Consider the following 16,671-nt stretch of genomic DNA (forward strand, 5'->3'; position numbering starts at 1 on the left):
CCGTCGCCGGCGACGGGCTGCTGGCTCGTGCCCGTCCTGCACGTCGCTCAGGTGCGTCCAGGTGGCGGTCGTCGTGGCGGGTGGTCGGGCGCGCTGGGACGTCGGCTGTGTGCCGACCTGGCCTCTGCGGGCCACGAGGTCGAACGTCCTGACGCGTCGGCGCCCTTGTGCTCATCGTCAGGTCGAATGGCACGGAGGACCCCGTCACGCCACACAGCACCCCGCCCGAGGGCGGGGTGCTGTGTGTGCGCGGAGAGATCGAGGTGCTACCTCACGGTGACGGTGTAGCGCCGGCTCACGCCGCCGGCCCGGACCACGATCGTCGTCGTGCCCTTCTTCACCGCCACGATCCTGCCGGCGGCGTCGATGGTGGCCACGCCGGGCTTCGAGGACCGGTAGGTCACCTTCACCCGGGTCGCCGCGGCCGGGTGGTACTTCCCGGTCACGTCGACGACCTTCCCGACCCGCATCGTCCTGGGCACGGACGCGCTCACCCGGGCGACCTTCACCTTCGACGCCTTCGGGACCACCGTGACCTTGATCCTGGCGCTCAGCTCCCTGCCGGACGCCCCGGCAGCCAGCGTCGTGACCGTGATGGTCACCTTGCCGGGCCTGCGCGCCTTGACCACGCCGCTCGCGCTGACGGTCGCGACCTTCGGGTCGGACGAGGTCCACCCGACCTTGCCGGCGTAGGACGCCCCGCCCTCGGCGTCGTAGACGCCCTCCTCGAGCCGCAGCGACTGGCCCTTCGCCAGGCGCAGCTGCTTCTGGTTGAGGGTGACCCGGACCGGCACCGCGTCGACCGGCGGCTGCACCACCGGGGTGGGCGTCAGGCCGGCCACCGCCGCGGTGAGGTCAGCCGCCGCCGCGTCCACCCGGGCCTGGGTCGCGCCCGGGTCGGCGAGGACGACGCGCGCGGCCTCGACCGCGGCCTGGAGCCGTGCCCACGAGTCAGCGGTGAACCTGCCGTCGGCGTTGGTGAGCGCCGCCGCCTGGTCGTGGACCCGCTGGAGCACCGACCGGTCGACCGCAGGGGCCTTGGCCTCGAGGCCGTCGAGCGCGGCCTGCAGGGCCGTGGTGGCGGCGTCGAGCTGCGCCTGCGTCCGGTCGTCGCGAGCCGCGTGGACCGCGACGGCGTCGGCCAGGGCCGCCCGGAAGGCATCCGCCGAGGCGTCGGTGTAGCCGCTCAGGTCGCCCGCGAGCTGCTGGGCGGCGGTGAGCAGGGTCGCCAGCGCCGTCGGGTCGCCGCGCTCGACCAGCTGCGCCAGCGCGTCGGTCACGGCCCGGGTCGCCGCGGCGACCTGTGCCTCGGTGAAGGTCGTGCCGTCGTAGACCGCCTGGGCACCGTCCGGGCCGTCGACGACCGCGCGCAGCGCGGCCCACGACGAGGTGGTGTAGTCGGCCGGGTCCAGTGCCGAGACGCCGTCGAGCGCCGCGCCGAGGGCGCTCTTGTCGATCGCGACGACCTCGTAGTCGAGGGTCGCGGTCGCCCGGAGCCCTGCCCTGTCCACGACGACCTGGGTGAGCGTGTGCTCGCCGACGGCCGTCGAGTAGCCGGTGATGGTGCAGGACGCGACACCGGAGGTGGCGTCGGTGGCCGCGCAGGCGGGCTCGGCGGGGACCTCGCCCTCCTTGATCTCGCCGCTCGGGAACGTCCCGAACGACGGCACCGGTGCGGTCGTGTCGACCTTGACCGCCAGCTCCTGGACCTCGGAGGCGTTGCCCGCCGCGTCGGTCGCCGAGTAGCGGACGACGTGGGTGCCGTCGTCGCCGACCGCCACCGGGCCGTCGTACGCCGCCAGGGGAGCGTCGTCGACACCCAGCTCGATCGACGGCTCGGGGTCGGTCTCGTCGACCGCGGTCACCTCGACCTCGGTCGGCGCGGTGATCCAGCCGTTGCGGCCGTACTCGGCGGAGTCGACCGGGGCGGCCGACACGGTGGGCGCGCGGCCGTCCGCAGGCCCGTCCGGCGCGGGCGAGACCCACACGTCGGTCAGCGACGCGTCGTAGAAGCTGTCGCTCCCGTCGACGTAGCGGAACGTCACGGTGGCCGTGCCGTCGCCGTCGACGTCCAGTGCCTCGGGGTCGTCGACGAGCACCTGGTAGTTGGCGAGCGTGTTGCCCACGACGCCCTCGTTGGGCATCAGGTACCTCACGCGCTGGACGACGACGTCGTCCACGAGCACCTGGTAGGCCTTCGGCCGGGTCTGCACCAGCGACAGCGTCGACGGGGCCGAGGTGTCGGCGGTCTCGCGCATGGTCAGGACGAACGGCTCGCCCTGCTCGACCGCCACGTCGACGCTGAACCAGCTGCCCTCGCGCGACCAGGTGAAGCGCCGGGTCAGGCCGCCCTCGGTGTTGGTGCCCCCGACCGGGATCGCCGGGTCGTAGTTCCACCGCAGGTTGTGGGCGAGCTCGGTCGGCCCCGGCCGTACGTTGGCCGGGGCGTTGCCCGTCGACCCGGTGCCGCCGTCGCCGAGGTCGACGAAGTCGGTGGCGCCCTGGACCGCGGCGGCTCCCGTGGCGTTCCAGCCCTGGCCCTGCGGGCCGTACCACTTCACCCGGGTGCTGCTGGTGCCCGTGGCGAGCACGGACCCCCGGTCGCGGAAGTCGACGACGACCGCCTGCATGATCGGCAGCCAGTGGCGGCCGCCGCCGTGCACGGTGACCGGCACCTCGACGCTGCCGCCGGCCGGCACCGTCACCAGCCGTGACGGCGCACCGGCCTCGAGGACGTCGTCCACCGACCGGGCGACGACGCGCCCGGTCACCGGCGACGTGCCGTCGTTGCGGACGGTCGCGGTCGCGGTCCACTGCCCGGTGGCCGGGTAGGCGCCCACACGGTCGCCGACGACCACGGAGGCGACCGCCACGTCGGCGGCGACCTTCGCGAAGCCGGTGACCGAGGTGGTCGAGGTCCGCTCCTGGTCGCCGTAGGTCACCGTGGTCCGCACCTCGGCGTCGTAGGTCGCGCCGCTGCGCGCGCCCTCCGGCACCGAGATCGAGTAGGGCAGGTCGACGCTGCCGCCGACCGGGACCGGACCGCCGGTGAGCTCGACCGGGTCGATGAGACCCGGCACGTCGAGCTCGGCGGAGACCGTGTCGAGGACGGCGGTGCCCGTGTTGGCGACCGTGACGACGCCGGTCGCGTCCTGGCCGGGCTGGAGGGTGCCCAGCCTGGCGAGCGTGACGGTCGCCGGCGGCGAGGCCGCGGCGAAGGCATGCTCGCCGGCCGACACCCGGACGACGGTCTCACCGGCGGCGGCGTCGACGGTCGTGCCGAGCACCCCGGCGGCCTCGTCGAGCGACTGCCCGTCGAGCGTGATGTCGTCGACGACCACGGTCGGGAGGTGCACCTGCGCGACGGTGCCGGTGGGCACCGTGACCGCGAGGTCGTAGGTCGTCGGGTCGCTGGCGTCGATGGCGACGGCGATCTCGCCGTTGACGCTGTGCACGTCGGCGGAGACCTTCTTCATCGTCCCGAGCTGGGGCCGCACGGCGAACTCGGTGAACCCCGGGTCGACCTGCTGGATGCCCGCGGCGTAGCGGCTCATCATCGTCAGCGGGCCACCGGTCCAGGCGTGGTTGAAGGTGCCGGCGGCGTCCTGCTCGGGGCCGGCGAAGAACTCCCACAGCGTCGAGTGCTCGGTGCTGTTGACCATCGGCGCGTAGCGGTCCTTCATCCGCGCCATCGCCTCGTCGGGGTAGCCCATGAGGTAGAGCGCCTCGAGGACGTACTTGTCCATGTAGGGGCTGGACTTCTTGATGTTGACCAGCACGTCGCGGATCTGGTCGTACTGCGAGGGCTTGGCCAGCCCGGCGTAGACGGCGAGCGCGTTGGCGCGGTCGTCGGCACGGCCGTCGCCGGTGGACTCGTAGAAGCCCTTGCCGTCGACCCAGAGCTTGTCGATGTTGTCGCGGATCGACGCGGCGCGACCCTGCATCCAGGCGACGTCGGCGTCGTCGGCCGCCACGCCGATGGCGTCGGCCGACTTCAGCGCCGACTCCAGCGCGATGTAGTACCAGAGCGTGTCGATGAGGCGGCCGTCCTCGTTGTAGCCCCAGTCGTGCCAGTGCCACGTGCCGCCGTGGTCGTGCCGCAGCAGCCCGTCGGCGGCCATGTTGTAGGTCCGCAGGTAGGCCACGGACGGCAGGTAGGTCTCGTCGAGCACGGTCTCGTCACCGGAGTACTCGTAGAACATCCAGAAGCTCATCACGCCGGCCAACGACTGCGCGGGCAGCTCCGAGAACGTCGCGGCGGGTGCCTGGGTCGGGATCAGGTCGCCGTTGCGGAACCCCATGACGTTGCTGATGCCCTTGCGACCGAGTGCGGCCGCGGCGGGGTCGAGGGCGTAGAAGGCCTCCTCGAGCTCGTTGGTCGCGTCGCCCCACCACTGCGAGCGCTCGCGGTCGGGGCAGTCCATGTAGGAGTCGCGCATCGTGACGTAGAGGGTGTCGCGCGCCATGGTCCAGAGCTTGTCCATGTAGGGGTCGTCGGAGGTGAAGGTGCCGTCGAACTCGGTGTCGTAGCCGGAGAACCGGTAGCCGATCTCCTCGACCTGCGCGCCGTCGGGAGCGGTGACGAAGAGCTTGTCGCCGTTCATCCACACGAGCGACTCGTAGTCCTGGGCGCCGGCCCGGGTGACGTACTCGGCCTGCACGGCCTGCTCGGTGCCCGAGCCCTTGACGGTGGCGTGGTCGGTCTTGAGGCCGACGGTCCGCCCGGCCTGCGTGTCGGCGCCGAGCCGCACCCACGGCGTGAGCTGGTGGTTGACCGGCAGCCGCAGCTCGTACGTCGTCACGCCGCCGCTGCTGGTGACCTTCACCCGCGGGTCGGTGACCGGGATCGCGGTGATGTCCTCGAACTTGAGCAGCGGGATCGGGTTGTCGACCAGGAGGTTCCAGGGCGAGCTGCCCTCGTTGCCCGCGGTGACCGCTGCCGGCCAGGTGGAGTCGTCGAGGTCGGCGCTCGTCCAGTCGTCCCATCCCGGCAGCGCGGCCCGGGCGTCGTAGCGGACGTTGGGCTCGGCCAGGCGGTAGTTGGTGTCGACCGACATGGAGCCGTAGGCGGCGACCTTCTGGGCCTTCCAGGTGTCGTTGGAGCGGACGTCGATCGCGTCCGCCTCGAAGAACAGTCCGGCGCGGCCGGAGTACGGGCCGGCGTAGCCGCCGCGGCCGTAGGACACGGCAAGGATCGCGATCGTGTTGTCGCCGGCGCGCAGGTGGGGCCGCAGCTCGACGTTGTCGACGTAGGAGTCCTTGCGGTTGGGGCCACGCTTCACGCTGCCCTCGAAGACGACGAGCTCGCCGTTGACGTAGAGCCAGTACTTCGTCTCGGCGGCGATCCGCGCGGTGACCGTGGCGGGCAGGTCGGCGAGGTCGTCCACCTCGAAGGTGGTGCGGAAGGCGGTCCAGTTGTTGACCGAGGTCGCGTCGTCGCTCCAGATCCAGTAGGCGTCGCCCGGCGAGTCCGCCACGGTGCAGACCTCTGCGATGCTGAGGCCCTCCCACCCGGCGGCGGTGGCGCCGGCGGGGCCGGACGGGCGGCCGTCGAAGTCGTCGGCGTAGAGGTAGCGGCCGGTGTCGAGGCGACGGACCTCGAGGTTGTCGAGGGTGCCGGTCTCGCCGCCCGAGACGCGGACGCCGATGGTCCCCGACGCCGGGATCCAGGGAAGGGAGTACTGCGCGACCTGTGTGCCGTCGACCGACACGGTGACCTGCTGCCCCGTGACCGCGATGCGGAAGTGGAACGGTTCACCCGGGGTGAGGGTGCCCGCGGGCAGCGCGATGGACCCGTCGGCCGCCCAGCCGCCGTTGTTGAGGCGGAGCGGGCCGAGCTGGTTCGTCCCGGCGGAGAACTGCAACGACGGACCGTTGTTGCCGCTCTGGCGGAACGACACCGCGACCGTGTTGGAGGTGGTGGCGTCGCCCTCGATCGCGTAGTCGGTCCAGGCCGAGGCCTGGGCCGGCGCGAGGTAGCCACCGTCGTAGGAGTCGGCACCGGTCCCGCCGGAGGCAGGCAGGCGCAGCAGGACCACCCGCTCGGTGCCCGTGTCGAGCACCGGGGTGCACTCGCGCGGTGGCGCGGCGACGGCCGGCGCCGACAGGCCGACGGCGGCGAGGCCGCTGGCCAGCAGGCCGATCAGCAGGAGCAGCGCCCCCGCTCGGCGGGGAGCAGGGGCGTACGACTGGGGCTGGCGCGCGGTGCGTCGCAAGGTGGGGGCCTCTCGGTCACGGATACATGAAACGATTCATGCGGCTGCCGCAAAATAGCGCCATGTGACGACTGCCACAAGCGATTGGCCGAAGACGGCCACGCGGTCGATGCGCGCGACGGCTCGACCGGGTCCGTTCGGCCCATGACGCCGTGAGGGAAGGCCCTTGCCGGACCCGGCATCCTGCGGTCGGGTGGACGCATGGACACCGACCGGTCCCGCGCCACGACCTGGCTGTTCGCAGGCTCGGTCGGTCTCCTGGTCCTGGGCGGCCTGCTGTGGCTGTTCGATGTCGGCGACACGGCCCGTGTCCCGTGGGTCGTCGGCGCGGTCGTCGGCCTGGTCGTCTCCCTCGCCTCGACCGTCCAGGCCGCGCGGCGGCACCGCCCCACCGTCGACGTGATCGCCCTGCTCGCCCTCGCCGGGGCCCTGGCCGTGGGGGAGTACTTCGCCGGGGCCGTGATCACGGTGATGCTGGCGACCGGACAGCTGCTCGAGGCCGGCGCCGCGGCCCGGGCCAGCCGGGACCTGCGCCTGCTCCTGGAGCGCTCGCCCAGCCGGGCCCACCGGCGCCAGGGCGGCGAGCTGGTGGAGGTCGCCGTCGACGAGGTCGAGCCCGGCGACGTCCTCGTGGTGCGCATCAGCGAGGTCGTGCCCGTGGACGGCCGGCTGTTGACCGCGGCCACGATCGACGCCTCGGCGCTGACCGGTGAGCCCCTGCCCGTCGACCAGCCGGCCGGCGGCGTGGTCCGCAGCGGCGCGGTCAACGCCGGAGAGCCGTTCGACCTGCTCGCCACCGCGGCCGCGCGCGACTCGACGTACGCCGGCATGCTCCGCCTCGTGGAGCAGGCGCAGGCCTCCTCCGCACCCTTCATCCGCCTCGCCGACCGGCTCGCGGTCGTCTTCGTGCCGCTCACGCTGCTCCTCGCGGGCGGGGCCTGGGCCGTGACCGGCGACCCGGTCCGCGCGGTCGCCGTGCTGGTGGTGGCCACCCCGTGCCCCCTCCTGATCGCCGCCCCGATCGCCTACATCTCGGGCCTCGCCCGGGCCACTCGCGTCGGCGTGGTGGTCAAGGGCGGCGCGGCCCTGGAGCGGCTCGCGGGCGCCCGCACCGTCATGTTCGACAAGACCGGCACCCTCACCCGTGGCCGCCCCCAGGTCGTCGGCGTGGTCACGGCGGACGACGACCCGGGCGCCGACGAGGTGCTGCGCCTGGCCGCCTCGCTCGACCAGGTGTCGCCGCACGTGCTGGCCACCGCGATCGTCTCGGCCGCCACGGCCCGGGGACTCGGGCTGGAGATGCCGGCCGGGGTCGAGGAGGTGCACGGCTACGGGCTGCGTGGCACCGTCGGCGGGCGCCAGGTCGCGCTCGGCAAGGCCTCGTGGATCGTCCCGGACCCGGCCCCGGCATGGGCGCAACGCGTGCGGCGGCGCGCCGACCTCGACGGCTCGATGACCGTGTTCGCCGCGGTCGACGGCGTGGCGGCGGGCGCCCTGCTGCTGGAGGACGTCGTACGCCCCGACGCGCCGCGGATGATCCACGGCCTGCACGAGGCGGGCGTCAGGCGGGTCGTGCTCGTCACGGGCGACCGCGCCGACACCGCCGAGACGGTGGGCAGGATCGTCGGCGTCGACGACGTCCGCGCCGAGTGCGACCCCGGCGAGAAGCTCGCCGTGATCGAGGCCGAGCGCGAACGCGACGTGGTGATGATGGTCGGCGACGGGGTCAACGACGCCCCGGCGCTCGCCGCCGCCGACGTCGGGGTCGCCCTCGCCGCCCGCGGGGCCACCGCGTCCTCGGAGGCGGCCGACGTCGTGCTGACCGTCGACCGCGTGGACGCGCTCGCCGACGCCATCCTCATCGCCCAGCGGTCGCGGCGCATCGCCCGCCAGGCGGTCGGCGTCGGGATGGGCCTGTCGGTGGTCGCGATGGTGGCGGCCGCGGTGGGCCTGCTGCCGCCGGCGGTGGGCGCCGTGCTGCAGGAGGGCATCGACGTGCTTGCGATCGTCCTCGGCCTGCGGGCGGTCCTGCCCGGGCGCACCCACACGGTCGCGCTGTCGCCCGCCGACGTGGAGCTCGGCCGCGAGCTGCACGCCCAGCACGAGGCCGCGCTTCCGGTCGTGGAGGAGATCCGGGTCGTCGCCGACCGGATCGACTCGCGCGAGCCCGACCTCGAGCCGGCCCGGCGACTCCTCGTCCGCCTGCGCACCGAGCTGCTCGCGCACGAGCGCGCCGACCAGTCGCAGCTGGTGCCGATGGTCGCCCGCGCCCTCGGCGAGCCCGCGACCTACCTGCTGACCCGGACCCACGCCGAGATCGAGCAGCAGGTCTCGCGGCTGGGGCGCCTGCTCGACGACATCCCCGGCAACCAGGCCGAGCCCGAGGACGTCGTCGAGGTGCGCCGGCTGCTCTACGGCCTCTACGCCGTGCTGCGCCTGCACAACGCGCAGGAGGACGAGACCGCCCACAGCCTGCTGCCGACCGCCCCCGACCGCCCGCAGGGCTGACCCGCGCGGCGACCGCCCGCCGGGTGGCCTCTCCTTGGGTTGGCGACAATCGTTCGCTATCATGGAGACATGATGTCGCCAAGTTGTGGGGAGATGTTGTCCCGGTGTTCCTAGCCCTTCGTGAGATCGCCTTCGCGCGCGGTCGTTTCGTCATCATGGGATCGGTCGTCGCGCTGATCTCGATCCTGATGGTCCTGCTCAGCGGCCTGTCCGTCGGCCTGGTCACCGACGGTGTGTCGGGCCTGCAACGCATGAGCACGACCTCGTTCGCCTTCCAGGAGGGCACCGCCAAGGACTCCGCGTTCTCGCGCAGCATCGTCGACCGCGATGCCGTCGACGTGTGGGCCGAGCAGGACGGCGTCGAGGAGGCAGCCCCCTTCGGCAACGCCCTCGTCAACGGCAAGACCGACAGCGGCGTCGACGTCGACCTGGCGCTCTTCGGCATCGAGCGCGACTCCTTCCTCGACCCCGAGGCCGCCGAGGGCACGGGCCTGACCGGAGCACCCGACGAGGTGGTGGTCAGCTCGACCGCCGCCGAGGAGGGCGTCGAGGTCGGTGACGTGATCACCGTCGAGCAGACCGGCGCCGAGCTGCGCGTGGTCGGTGTGATGGAGGACCAGCACACGTTCGGCCACGTCGACATCGGCTACCTGCCGCTGGAGACCTGGCAGGAGATCCGCGCGGGCGTCCGCGAGGGCGACGAGGTCCCCGCCCGCGTGTACGACGAGATCACCGCGGTCGCCGTGGTCGGCGACGACGTCGACCTCGCCGCCGGTGACGAGGCCGCAGGCACCTTGTCGATGACCACCGAGGAGTCCTTCGGCGCCTCGCCCGGCTACACCGCGGAGACCTCGACGCTCCAGCTCATCCAGGCCTTCCTCTACGCGATCTCCGCGCTCGTCGTCGGCGCCTTCTTCACGGTGCTCACCATCCAGCGCAAGCCCGAGATCGCCGTGATGCGGGCCATGGGCGCGAGCACCAAGTACCTGCTCCGCGACAGCCTGGCCCAGTCGGTGATCCTGCTCGTGGTGTCCGCCGCCGTGGGCGTCGGACTGGGGCTCGCCATGGGCGCCGCCATCGGCTCCACGTCGATGCCGTTCGCCCTCGAGGCCGGGCCGATCGCGGTCGCGACCACCCTGCTGCTGACGCTCGGCCTGGTCGGCGCCGTCGTGGCCGTCGTCCGGATCGTCCGCGTCGACCCGCTCACTGCACTGGGAGAGAACCGATGACCGACCACACCCTCGTGCTCGACGACGTCAGCCTGCTCCACGGCGACGGCGACGAGACCGTCACCGCCCTCGACCACGTCGACCTGTCGGTCGCGCCCGGAGAGCTGGTGGCCATCGTCGGGCCGTCCGGCGCCGGCAAGTCCAGCCTGCTCGCCGTGGCCGGCGGTCTGATCCAGCCCACCTCGGGCCGCGTCAGCGTCGGAGGCACGGACCTGTCCGGGCTGAGCCGTCGCCAGCTCACCGAGCTGCGGCGCACCCGGGTCGGCTTCGTCTTCCAGTCGGGCAACCTCGTCCCGGCGCTGAAGGCGGTCGACCAGCTCCGCCTGCCGCTCACCTTCGGCAAGGTCGAGCACCCGCGCGACCCCGCGGAGCTGCTGGAGGAGGTCGGCATGACGGCCAAGGCGAAGCGCCGTCCGCACCAGCTCTCCGGCGGCGAGCGGCAGCGCATCGGCATCGCCCGTGCGCTGGTCACCCGCCCGCAGCTGCTGCTGGTCGACGAGCCCACGGCGGCACTCGACCGCCAGCGCAGCCAGGACGTGGTCGCGCTGCTCGCCCGCGAGACCCGTACCCACGGAGTCGCGACGATCATGGTCACCCACGACCACGACGTGCTGCACCACTGCGACCGGGTCCACGAGATGATCGACGGCAAGCTCGGGGTACCCGCACCCCGCTGACACAGGAGGAGGGTGGGCCGTTGCCCAGGATCACCGCGCCGACCGTCGCCGAGCACCGCGAGCAGCAGCTGCGCGCTGTGCTCGACGCGGCCCGGGCCATCCTGGGCGAGACCCGGGCAGCGCCCACCCTCGCCGCCACCGCCGCGCGTGCCGGCCTGGCCCGCTCGAGCATCTACCGCTACTTCGCGTCCGCCGAGGAGCTGCTCGCCGCCGTGGTGGGCGACGTCTTCCCCGAGTGGACGCGACGGGTTCGCGAGAGCGTCGAGAGCGCGACGTCGCCGGGGGAGAAGGTCTGGGCCTACGTCTGCGCCAACGTCGAGCTGTTCGCGTCCTCCGCGCAGGACGTGGCCGGCGCCCTGCGAGAGGTGGCCGACCCGCGCCTGCTCAAGGAGCCGATGGAGGCCTTCCACGCCGAGCTGCAGCGCCCCCTGCTCGCGGCCCTGGCCGAGCACGGCGAGCCCCGCCCCGTGCTCATGGCCGAGACGATCGAGTCGGCCCTGATCCACGTGGCGCGCGGCCTGGGCACCCCGGCCGAGGCGCCGCTCACCCCCGACGAGGCGCTCGCCCTGCTCCGCCGGCTGCTCGGCGGCTACCTCGGGCTGCACCCGTAGCCCGTAGCGCGCGGCAGCGAGGTCGAGTCGGCGCGTCCTGACCGCCCGAACCCGTCGAGTCGGCTCATCTTGGCGTCAGCCGTGTCAGGACGCGACGACTCGACACACGATCCGCGTCCGCCCGGGGTGCTCCCCGGGGCGTCCGGCACGTCCGGGCCCGGCGGCGGAGGCGCATGATGGATGCATGAGCCGAGTGGTGTCGTGATGCCGGAGCCGGTGGATCCCTCCCAGGTCGACGCCGAGGTGGTGGCCAGCCGGCTCGAGGTGGATCCGGCGACCGGCCTGTCCGACGAGGAGGCACAGCGCCGGCTGCGCCGCGACGGGCCCAACGAGCTGCGGGCCAAGAAGCCGGTCCCCACCTGGCGCAAGATCCTCGCCCAGTTCCAGGACCCGCTGGTCTACCTGCTGATCGCCGCCATCGTGATCTCGGCGGTCTCGTGGCTGGTCGAGGGCCGTGAGGGGGTGCCGGTCGACGCCCTCGTGATCGCCGCGATCGTCGTGGTGAACGCGGTGCTCGGCTACACCCAGGAGGCGAGGGCCGAGGACGCCGTCGCGGCGCTGAGCACCATGACCGCGGCCTCCTCGACGGTGCTGCGCGGCGGTGAGCTCCAGGTGGTGCCGTCGGCCGACCTGGTGCGCGGCGACGTGCTCGTCCTCAACGAGGGCGACGCGGTCGGCGCCGACGCCCGGCTGCTGAGCGCGACCGCGTTGCGCGTCCAGGAGGCGTCGCTGACCGGTGAGAGCGAGGCGGTGACCAAGTCCCCGGCCACGCTGGAGCGGCTCGTCCCCCTCGGGGACCGGGTGGACATGGTCTACAAGGGCACGGCGGTGGCCCAGGGGGTCGGACGCGCCGTGGTGACCGGCGTGGGCATGTCGACCGAGGTCGGCGCCATCGCCGAGATGCTGGACGCGACGGTGGAGGAGCCCACCCCGCTGCAGACCGAGGTCGGCCGGATCGGCCGGATGCTGGGCGCCATCGTGGTCGCCATCGCCGTCGTCGTGATGGTCACCATCGTGGTGGTGCAGGGCGTCAGCACGGCGAGCGACTTCGTCGTGGTCCTGCTCCTGGGCGTGTCGCTCGCGGTCGCCGCGGTGCCCGAAGGGCTGCCCGCGATCCTGTCGGTCGTCCTCGCGATCGGCGTCCAGCGGATGGCGCGGCGCAACGCCGTGGTGAAGCGGCTCGACTCGGTCGAGGCGCTCGGGTCGGCGTCGGTGATCTGCACCGACAAGACCGGCACCCTGACCCGCAACGAGATGACGATCGAGCGCCTGGTGACGGCGTCGGGCAGCGCGGACGTGAGCGGTGTGGGCTACCGCCCCGACGGGGCGGTGACGGCCAGTGGCGGCGAGCTGGGCGAGGCCCAGCTGGCCGAGGCGCGGCTGCTCCTGGGCGCCGGCTCGCTCGCCAACAACGCCCAGCTGAGCGAGCATGACGGCGAGTGGACCATCCAGGGCGACCCCACCGAGGCGGCGTTCCTGGTGGCCGCGCACAAGCTCGACGGCCTCACCGACCGGCTGGCGCGCTTCGAGCGCCGGACCGAGATCCCCTTCACCTCCGAGCGCAAGATGATGTCGACGCTGCACGAGGAGCGCCCCGACGGGACCCGCCTGCTGTTCAGCAAGGGGGCGCCGGACGTCCTGCTCGCCAGCTGCACCCAGCAGCAGGTGGGCGCGACGACGGTGCCGCTCACCGACGCGGCCAGGGCCGAGCGCCTCGCCGAGGTCGAGGCCCTCTCGGGCGAGGCGTTCCGCACCCTCGGCGTCGCCTACCGCGTCGTCGACGACGAGCCGGACGGCGCCCCCGCGGACGGCTCGGCATGCGGGGGCGACCTCGACACGGCGCTGGAGCACGACCTCGTCTACGTCGGGGTGGTCGGCATCATCGACCCGCCGCGCGTCGAGGTGGCCGCGGCGATCGCCGAGGCGCACCGCGCCGGGATCCGGGTCATCATGATCACCGGCGACCACCCCAGCACGGCGCGGCGCATCGCCGCCGACCTCGGCATCGTCGGGCCGGACGCCCGGGCGGTGACCGGGGCCGAGCTCGACGGCCTGGAGGGCGACGCGCTGCGCGAGGTCATCCGGGAGGTGTCGGTCTACGCCCGGGTGTCGCCGCAGCACAAGCTGATGCTCGTCGACGCGCTCCAGGACGACGGGCAGATCGTGGCGATGACCGGTGACGGCGTCAACGACGCCCCGGCGCTGAAGTCGGCCGACATCGGGGTCGCGATGGGCATCACCGGCACCGAGGTGACCAAGGAGGCGTCGCGGATGATCCTGGCCGACGACAACTTCGCCACGATCGTGGCGGCCGTCCGGCAGGGCCGCGTCATCTTCGACAACATCAAGAAGTTCCTGCGCTACCTGCTGTCGTCCAACATGGGCGAGGTGCTCACCGTGTTCCTCGGCGTGGTCTTCGCCGGGGTGCTGGGCCTCGACGCGGCGAGCGACGAGGCGATCGTGCTGCCGCTGCTCGCCACGCAGATCCTCTGGATCAACCTGGTCACCGACTCCACGCCGGCCCTCGCCATGGGCGTCGACCCCGAGATCGACGACGTGATGGCCCGCCGGCCGCGCCGGCTGACCGAGCGGGCGATCGACGGGCGCATGTGGGGCGGCATCGTGTCGGTCGGCCTGGTGATGGCGCTGGCGGCCCTCTTCGCGATCGACGTGTTCCTGCCCGGCGGCCTGGTCGAGGGCGACGACACGCTCGAGGTCGCCCGGACGGCCGGCTTCACCACCCTGGTCCTCGCCCAGCTCTTCAACGCGCTCAACGCCCGGTCGGAGACCACCAGCGCGTTCCACGGCCTGTTCGCCAACCCGTGGCTGTGGGCGTCGATCGCGCTGGGCGCGGTCCTCCAGCTCGCCGTGGTGGAGGTGCCCTTCCTCCAGGTCGCCTTCGGCACCCACTCCCTCGACCTCGCCCACTGGGGCGCGTGCGTGGCCCTGGCGTCGGTGGTGCTCTGGTACGACGAGGTCCGCAAGGCGATCATCCGGGCACGGTCCGCCTCGTCGCCCGCGGTCGAGGACGCACCGGCGGACCGGATGGCGGAGCCGGCGTCGGGTCAGCGCAGGTAGCGGCGTGCCACCACCCGCTGCTGGTCGACCGGGGTGCCGCGCTCCATCGTCCAGGCGAGCCGCACCAGCCCGGCGTGCGACCACGTGAGGGGGGTGGCGGCCCGGGTGCCCTCGCCGGCGGGACAGCAGGCCTCGCCCGTGGGCGCGCGGCCGTCCCAGACCTGCTCGGAGATCATGTCGCCCGCGCCGGCGGCCGCAGCCATGGAGGCGAGGTAGGACGACGCGTCCTGCCCGGCGGTGACGGCGTACTCGCCCCGTTCGCCGCTCAGGAGGGGCCAGGCGCGACCCAGGGTCTCGCCGCTGTCGTCCTCGGTGATCTCCCACTGGGCGCCGTCGCGCTTCTCCCCGTAGCCGTCGAAGCTGGCGCGTCGCCAGAACGAGCCGTTGGGTGTCTCGACCCGGAGGTCCTGGTCGATGACCGCGAGCGTGGAGACCACGTCGGGGTCGTCCGGTTCCTCGAGGCCGAGCCGGACCAGGTCGAGGAAGCTGGGGTCCACCACGCGGCGCTGGTCGACGGCGGACGGCCCACCGTCGCCGATGCCGTACTCGGTGCCACGGTCGGGGCGCCCGTCCTTGGTGACCCGCAGGAAGTAGGGGCTGCTGCTGAGCGGGCCGGTGGTCGTGCGGGTCCACGACTTCACCTTCGACTGCCACCGGTCGGCCAGGCGCAGCCACCGGCGGGCCGAGGCCCGGTCGCCGTTCTTGCGGGCGATGTCGGCGGCGCAGACCAGTCCCGCGACCTGGGTGGCGATCGAGTTGGGGGAGTAGCCGGCCTGGTTCTCCCAGCGCTCCTGCGGTGAGTACGGCGCCCGCCGGCCGGTCTCCTCGTCGCGGAACCGCACCAGGAACCGGGCCGCCCTGCGCACCCCGCGCCAGGTGCGGGGGCCGTCGCGGCCGACCAGCCGGGCCAGCACGATCGGCAGCGCCACCTCGTCGAGCTGGAGCTCCGACCACACCGGCGTGCCCTCGACGTCGGAGTTCTGCGGGAAGGACCCGTCGGGCAGCTGCTGGACGTCGAAGAGCCAGTCCACCGTGCGCCGGGCGGCGGCCTTGTCGCCCATCGCCCACAGCGCCGTGCCGAACTGGTAGGAGTCGCGCGACCACACCAGGTGGTAGGCGCCCGACGGCGAGGAGAGGTCCTTGATCTCGTCGCCCCAGGCCCACGGCGCGGACGGCGAGGCCACGAGCGCTCCCGGGTTGAGCTTGTCCTCGGCCGCCGCGAGCACCAGCGCGGAGGCGAGGTACTGGCGGCGTACGCCGGCGGCGCTGGCGGGCACGTCCTCGAGCGAGCGCAGGTAGCGGTGCCACCCGCGGTCGTAGCGGGCGGCGGTGCGCCGCGCGCCCGCGCGCAGCCCCGCGCGGGCCGTGCGGTGTGCCTCGGCACCGGTGCGGCCGTAGCCGAGCACGAGGGTCGCCCGCTGCGCGCCCGCCAGACCGGTGACGCCGGCGAGCCGGCCGGTCTGGACGATGTTGCCCGGGCCCGCCGACCGCCCCGCCCGGTCGAGGCGGTGGTCGTCCTCGAGGTCGCGCCAGCCGTCGTCGCGCCCGAGGAGGCCGGTGCTGGTGCGGGCGAGGCGGGGCCGGGAGACCAGCGCGGCCGCGACCGGCTCGGAGGTGTCCGTGGACACCAGCGCCCCCCGCGTCGCCCATCCCCGGTCGTCCATGCCGGAGTTGGCGAGGGCCGGGTCGTGCACGGCGTGGAGCCGGTAGCTGCCGCCGTCGAGCGACTCCAGCCGCACCCGGACGACGAGGGCGTCGCGCCGCGGGTCGGTGACGAAGGTCTTGGTGATCCGGTAGCGACCCGAGGTGGCCGTGCCGACCTGCTGGAAGCGCAGGCTGCCCTCGTCGGGCCGCGTGGTCACCACCTCGACGTCCTCGGTCTCGCGGTCGGTGAAGGTGCGGCCATCGGTGACGACCAGCTCGAGGGCTCGGGTGCTCGGGGTCGACAGGTCGGGGTAGAAGACCTCGCTCACGCGCCCGTCCTGCAGCGTGAACCACACGTTGCTCCGCCGCGTGCGGGCGGTGCCGAAGCCGGTCTTGTCCGCCTCGGTCCACCTGCTCTTCGCGCCCCGCTGGGGAGCCGCGGACTCGGACGACGACGAGACGGCGGCCCGCCCGGCCGTGCCGGCGCTCGCGCCGGCACTCGCGCCGGGTGGCGAGCCGAGCGTGGCCATGACCAGCGCGAGGGCGATCGGGAGGGCGATCGGGGCGGCGATCGGGGCGGCGATCGGGGCGGTGAGCACGCGCAGCGACATGGTGGCCTCCGAGGTCGGTTGACCCCGTCGTACTCCTGCCGTCGCGGCGCGGGCCACACCCCAGTGGGTGCCGCCACCGCGGCGACCCCGCGGCACGC

The 16,671-nt window shown here is 73.5% G+C and carries 7 protein-coding genes; 5 read left to right on the top strand and 2 right to left on the bottom strand.

Annotated elements, in window-relative coordinates:
• Nucleotides 1-266 precede the first annotated feature (266 nt).
• The gene (locus AC4H2S_RS03685) at nt 267-6,215 is read right to left on the bottom strand and encodes an alpha-L-rhamnosidase-related protein (RefSeq protein WP_491495600.1); all 5,949 of its coding nucleotides are present in this window, start codon (nt 6,213-6,215) and stop codon (nt 267-269) included.
• 201 nt (nt 6,216-6,416) lie between these two features.
• Between AC4H2S_RS03685 and AC4H2S_RS03690 the strand changes: the two genes are divergently transcribed.
• The 5 genes from AC4H2S_RS03690 (at nt 6,417) to AC4H2S_RS03710 (ending at nt 14,318) form a co-directional block, all read left to right on the top strand.
• A complete protein-coding gene (locus AC4H2S_RS03690; RefSeq protein ID WP_491495601.1) occupies nt 6,417-8,723 on the top strand; it encodes a heavy metal translocating P-type ATPase in 2,307 nt (768 codons plus the stop codon).
• A 104-nt stretch (nt 8,724-8,827) separates the two neighbouring features.
• Nucleotides 8,828-9,952: an ABC transporter permease gene (locus tag AC4H2S_RS03695; RefSeq protein WP_491495602.1), complete on the top strand. Its 1,125-nt coding sequence runs from the start codon at nt 8,828-8,830 to the stop codon at nt 9,950-9,952.
• Nucleotides 9,949-10,629, top strand: a complete 681-nt coding sequence (locus tag AC4H2S_RS03700) for an ABC transporter ATP-binding protein (protein WP_491495603.1) — start codon at nt 9,949-9,951, stop codon at nt 10,627-10,629. The genes AC4H2S_RS03695 and AC4H2S_RS03700 overlap by 4 nt, the downstream gene beginning before the upstream one ends.
• Nucleotides 10,630-10,649: 20 nt before the next feature.
• Nucleotides 10,650-11,240 carry a TetR/AcrR family transcriptional regulator gene (locus AC4H2S_RS03705; protein WP_491495604.1) on the top strand — a complete coding sequence of 197 codons (591 nt, stop codon included), beginning with the start codon at nt 10,650-10,652 and terminating at the stop codon, nt 11,238-11,240.
• 180 nt (nt 11,241-11,420) lie between these two features.
• Entirely contained in the window at nt 11,421-14,318 is a 2,898-nt protein-coding gene (locus AC4H2S_RS03710; RefSeq protein WP_491495605.1) for a cation-translocating P-type ATPase, read from the top strand.
• Here AC4H2S_RS03710 and AC4H2S_RS03715 read toward each other — a convergent pair.
• Nucleotides 14,306-16,573: a glycoside hydrolase family 15 protein gene (locus AC4H2S_RS03715; RefSeq protein ID WP_491495606.1), complete on the bottom strand. Its 2,268-nt coding sequence runs from the start codon at nt 16,571-16,573 to the stop codon at nt 14,306-14,308. The genes AC4H2S_RS03710 and AC4H2S_RS03715 overlap by 13 nt on opposite strands.
• Between the last annotated feature and the right edge of the window lie 98 nt (nt 16,574-16,671).

The organism is Nocardioides sp. Z13_37, assembly GCF_058355585.1.

Coding starts and splice junctions, on each gene's coding strand:
- AC4H2S_RS03690 (WP_491495601.1), top strand. CDS start 6,417: ATGGACACCGACCGGTCCCGCGCCACGACCTGGCTGTTCGCAGGCTCG.
- AC4H2S_RS03700 (WP_491495603.1), top strand. CDS start 9,949: ATGACCGACCACACCCTCGTGCTCGACGACGTCAGCCTGCTCCACGGC.
- AC4H2S_RS03710 (WP_491495605.1), top strand. CDS start 11,421: ATGCATGAGCCGAGTGGTGTCGTGATGCCGGAGCCGGTGGATCCCTCC.
- AC4H2S_RS03715 (WP_491495606.1), bottom strand. CDS start 16,573: ATGTCGCTGCGCGTGCTCACCGCCCCGATCGCCGCCCCGATCGCCGCC.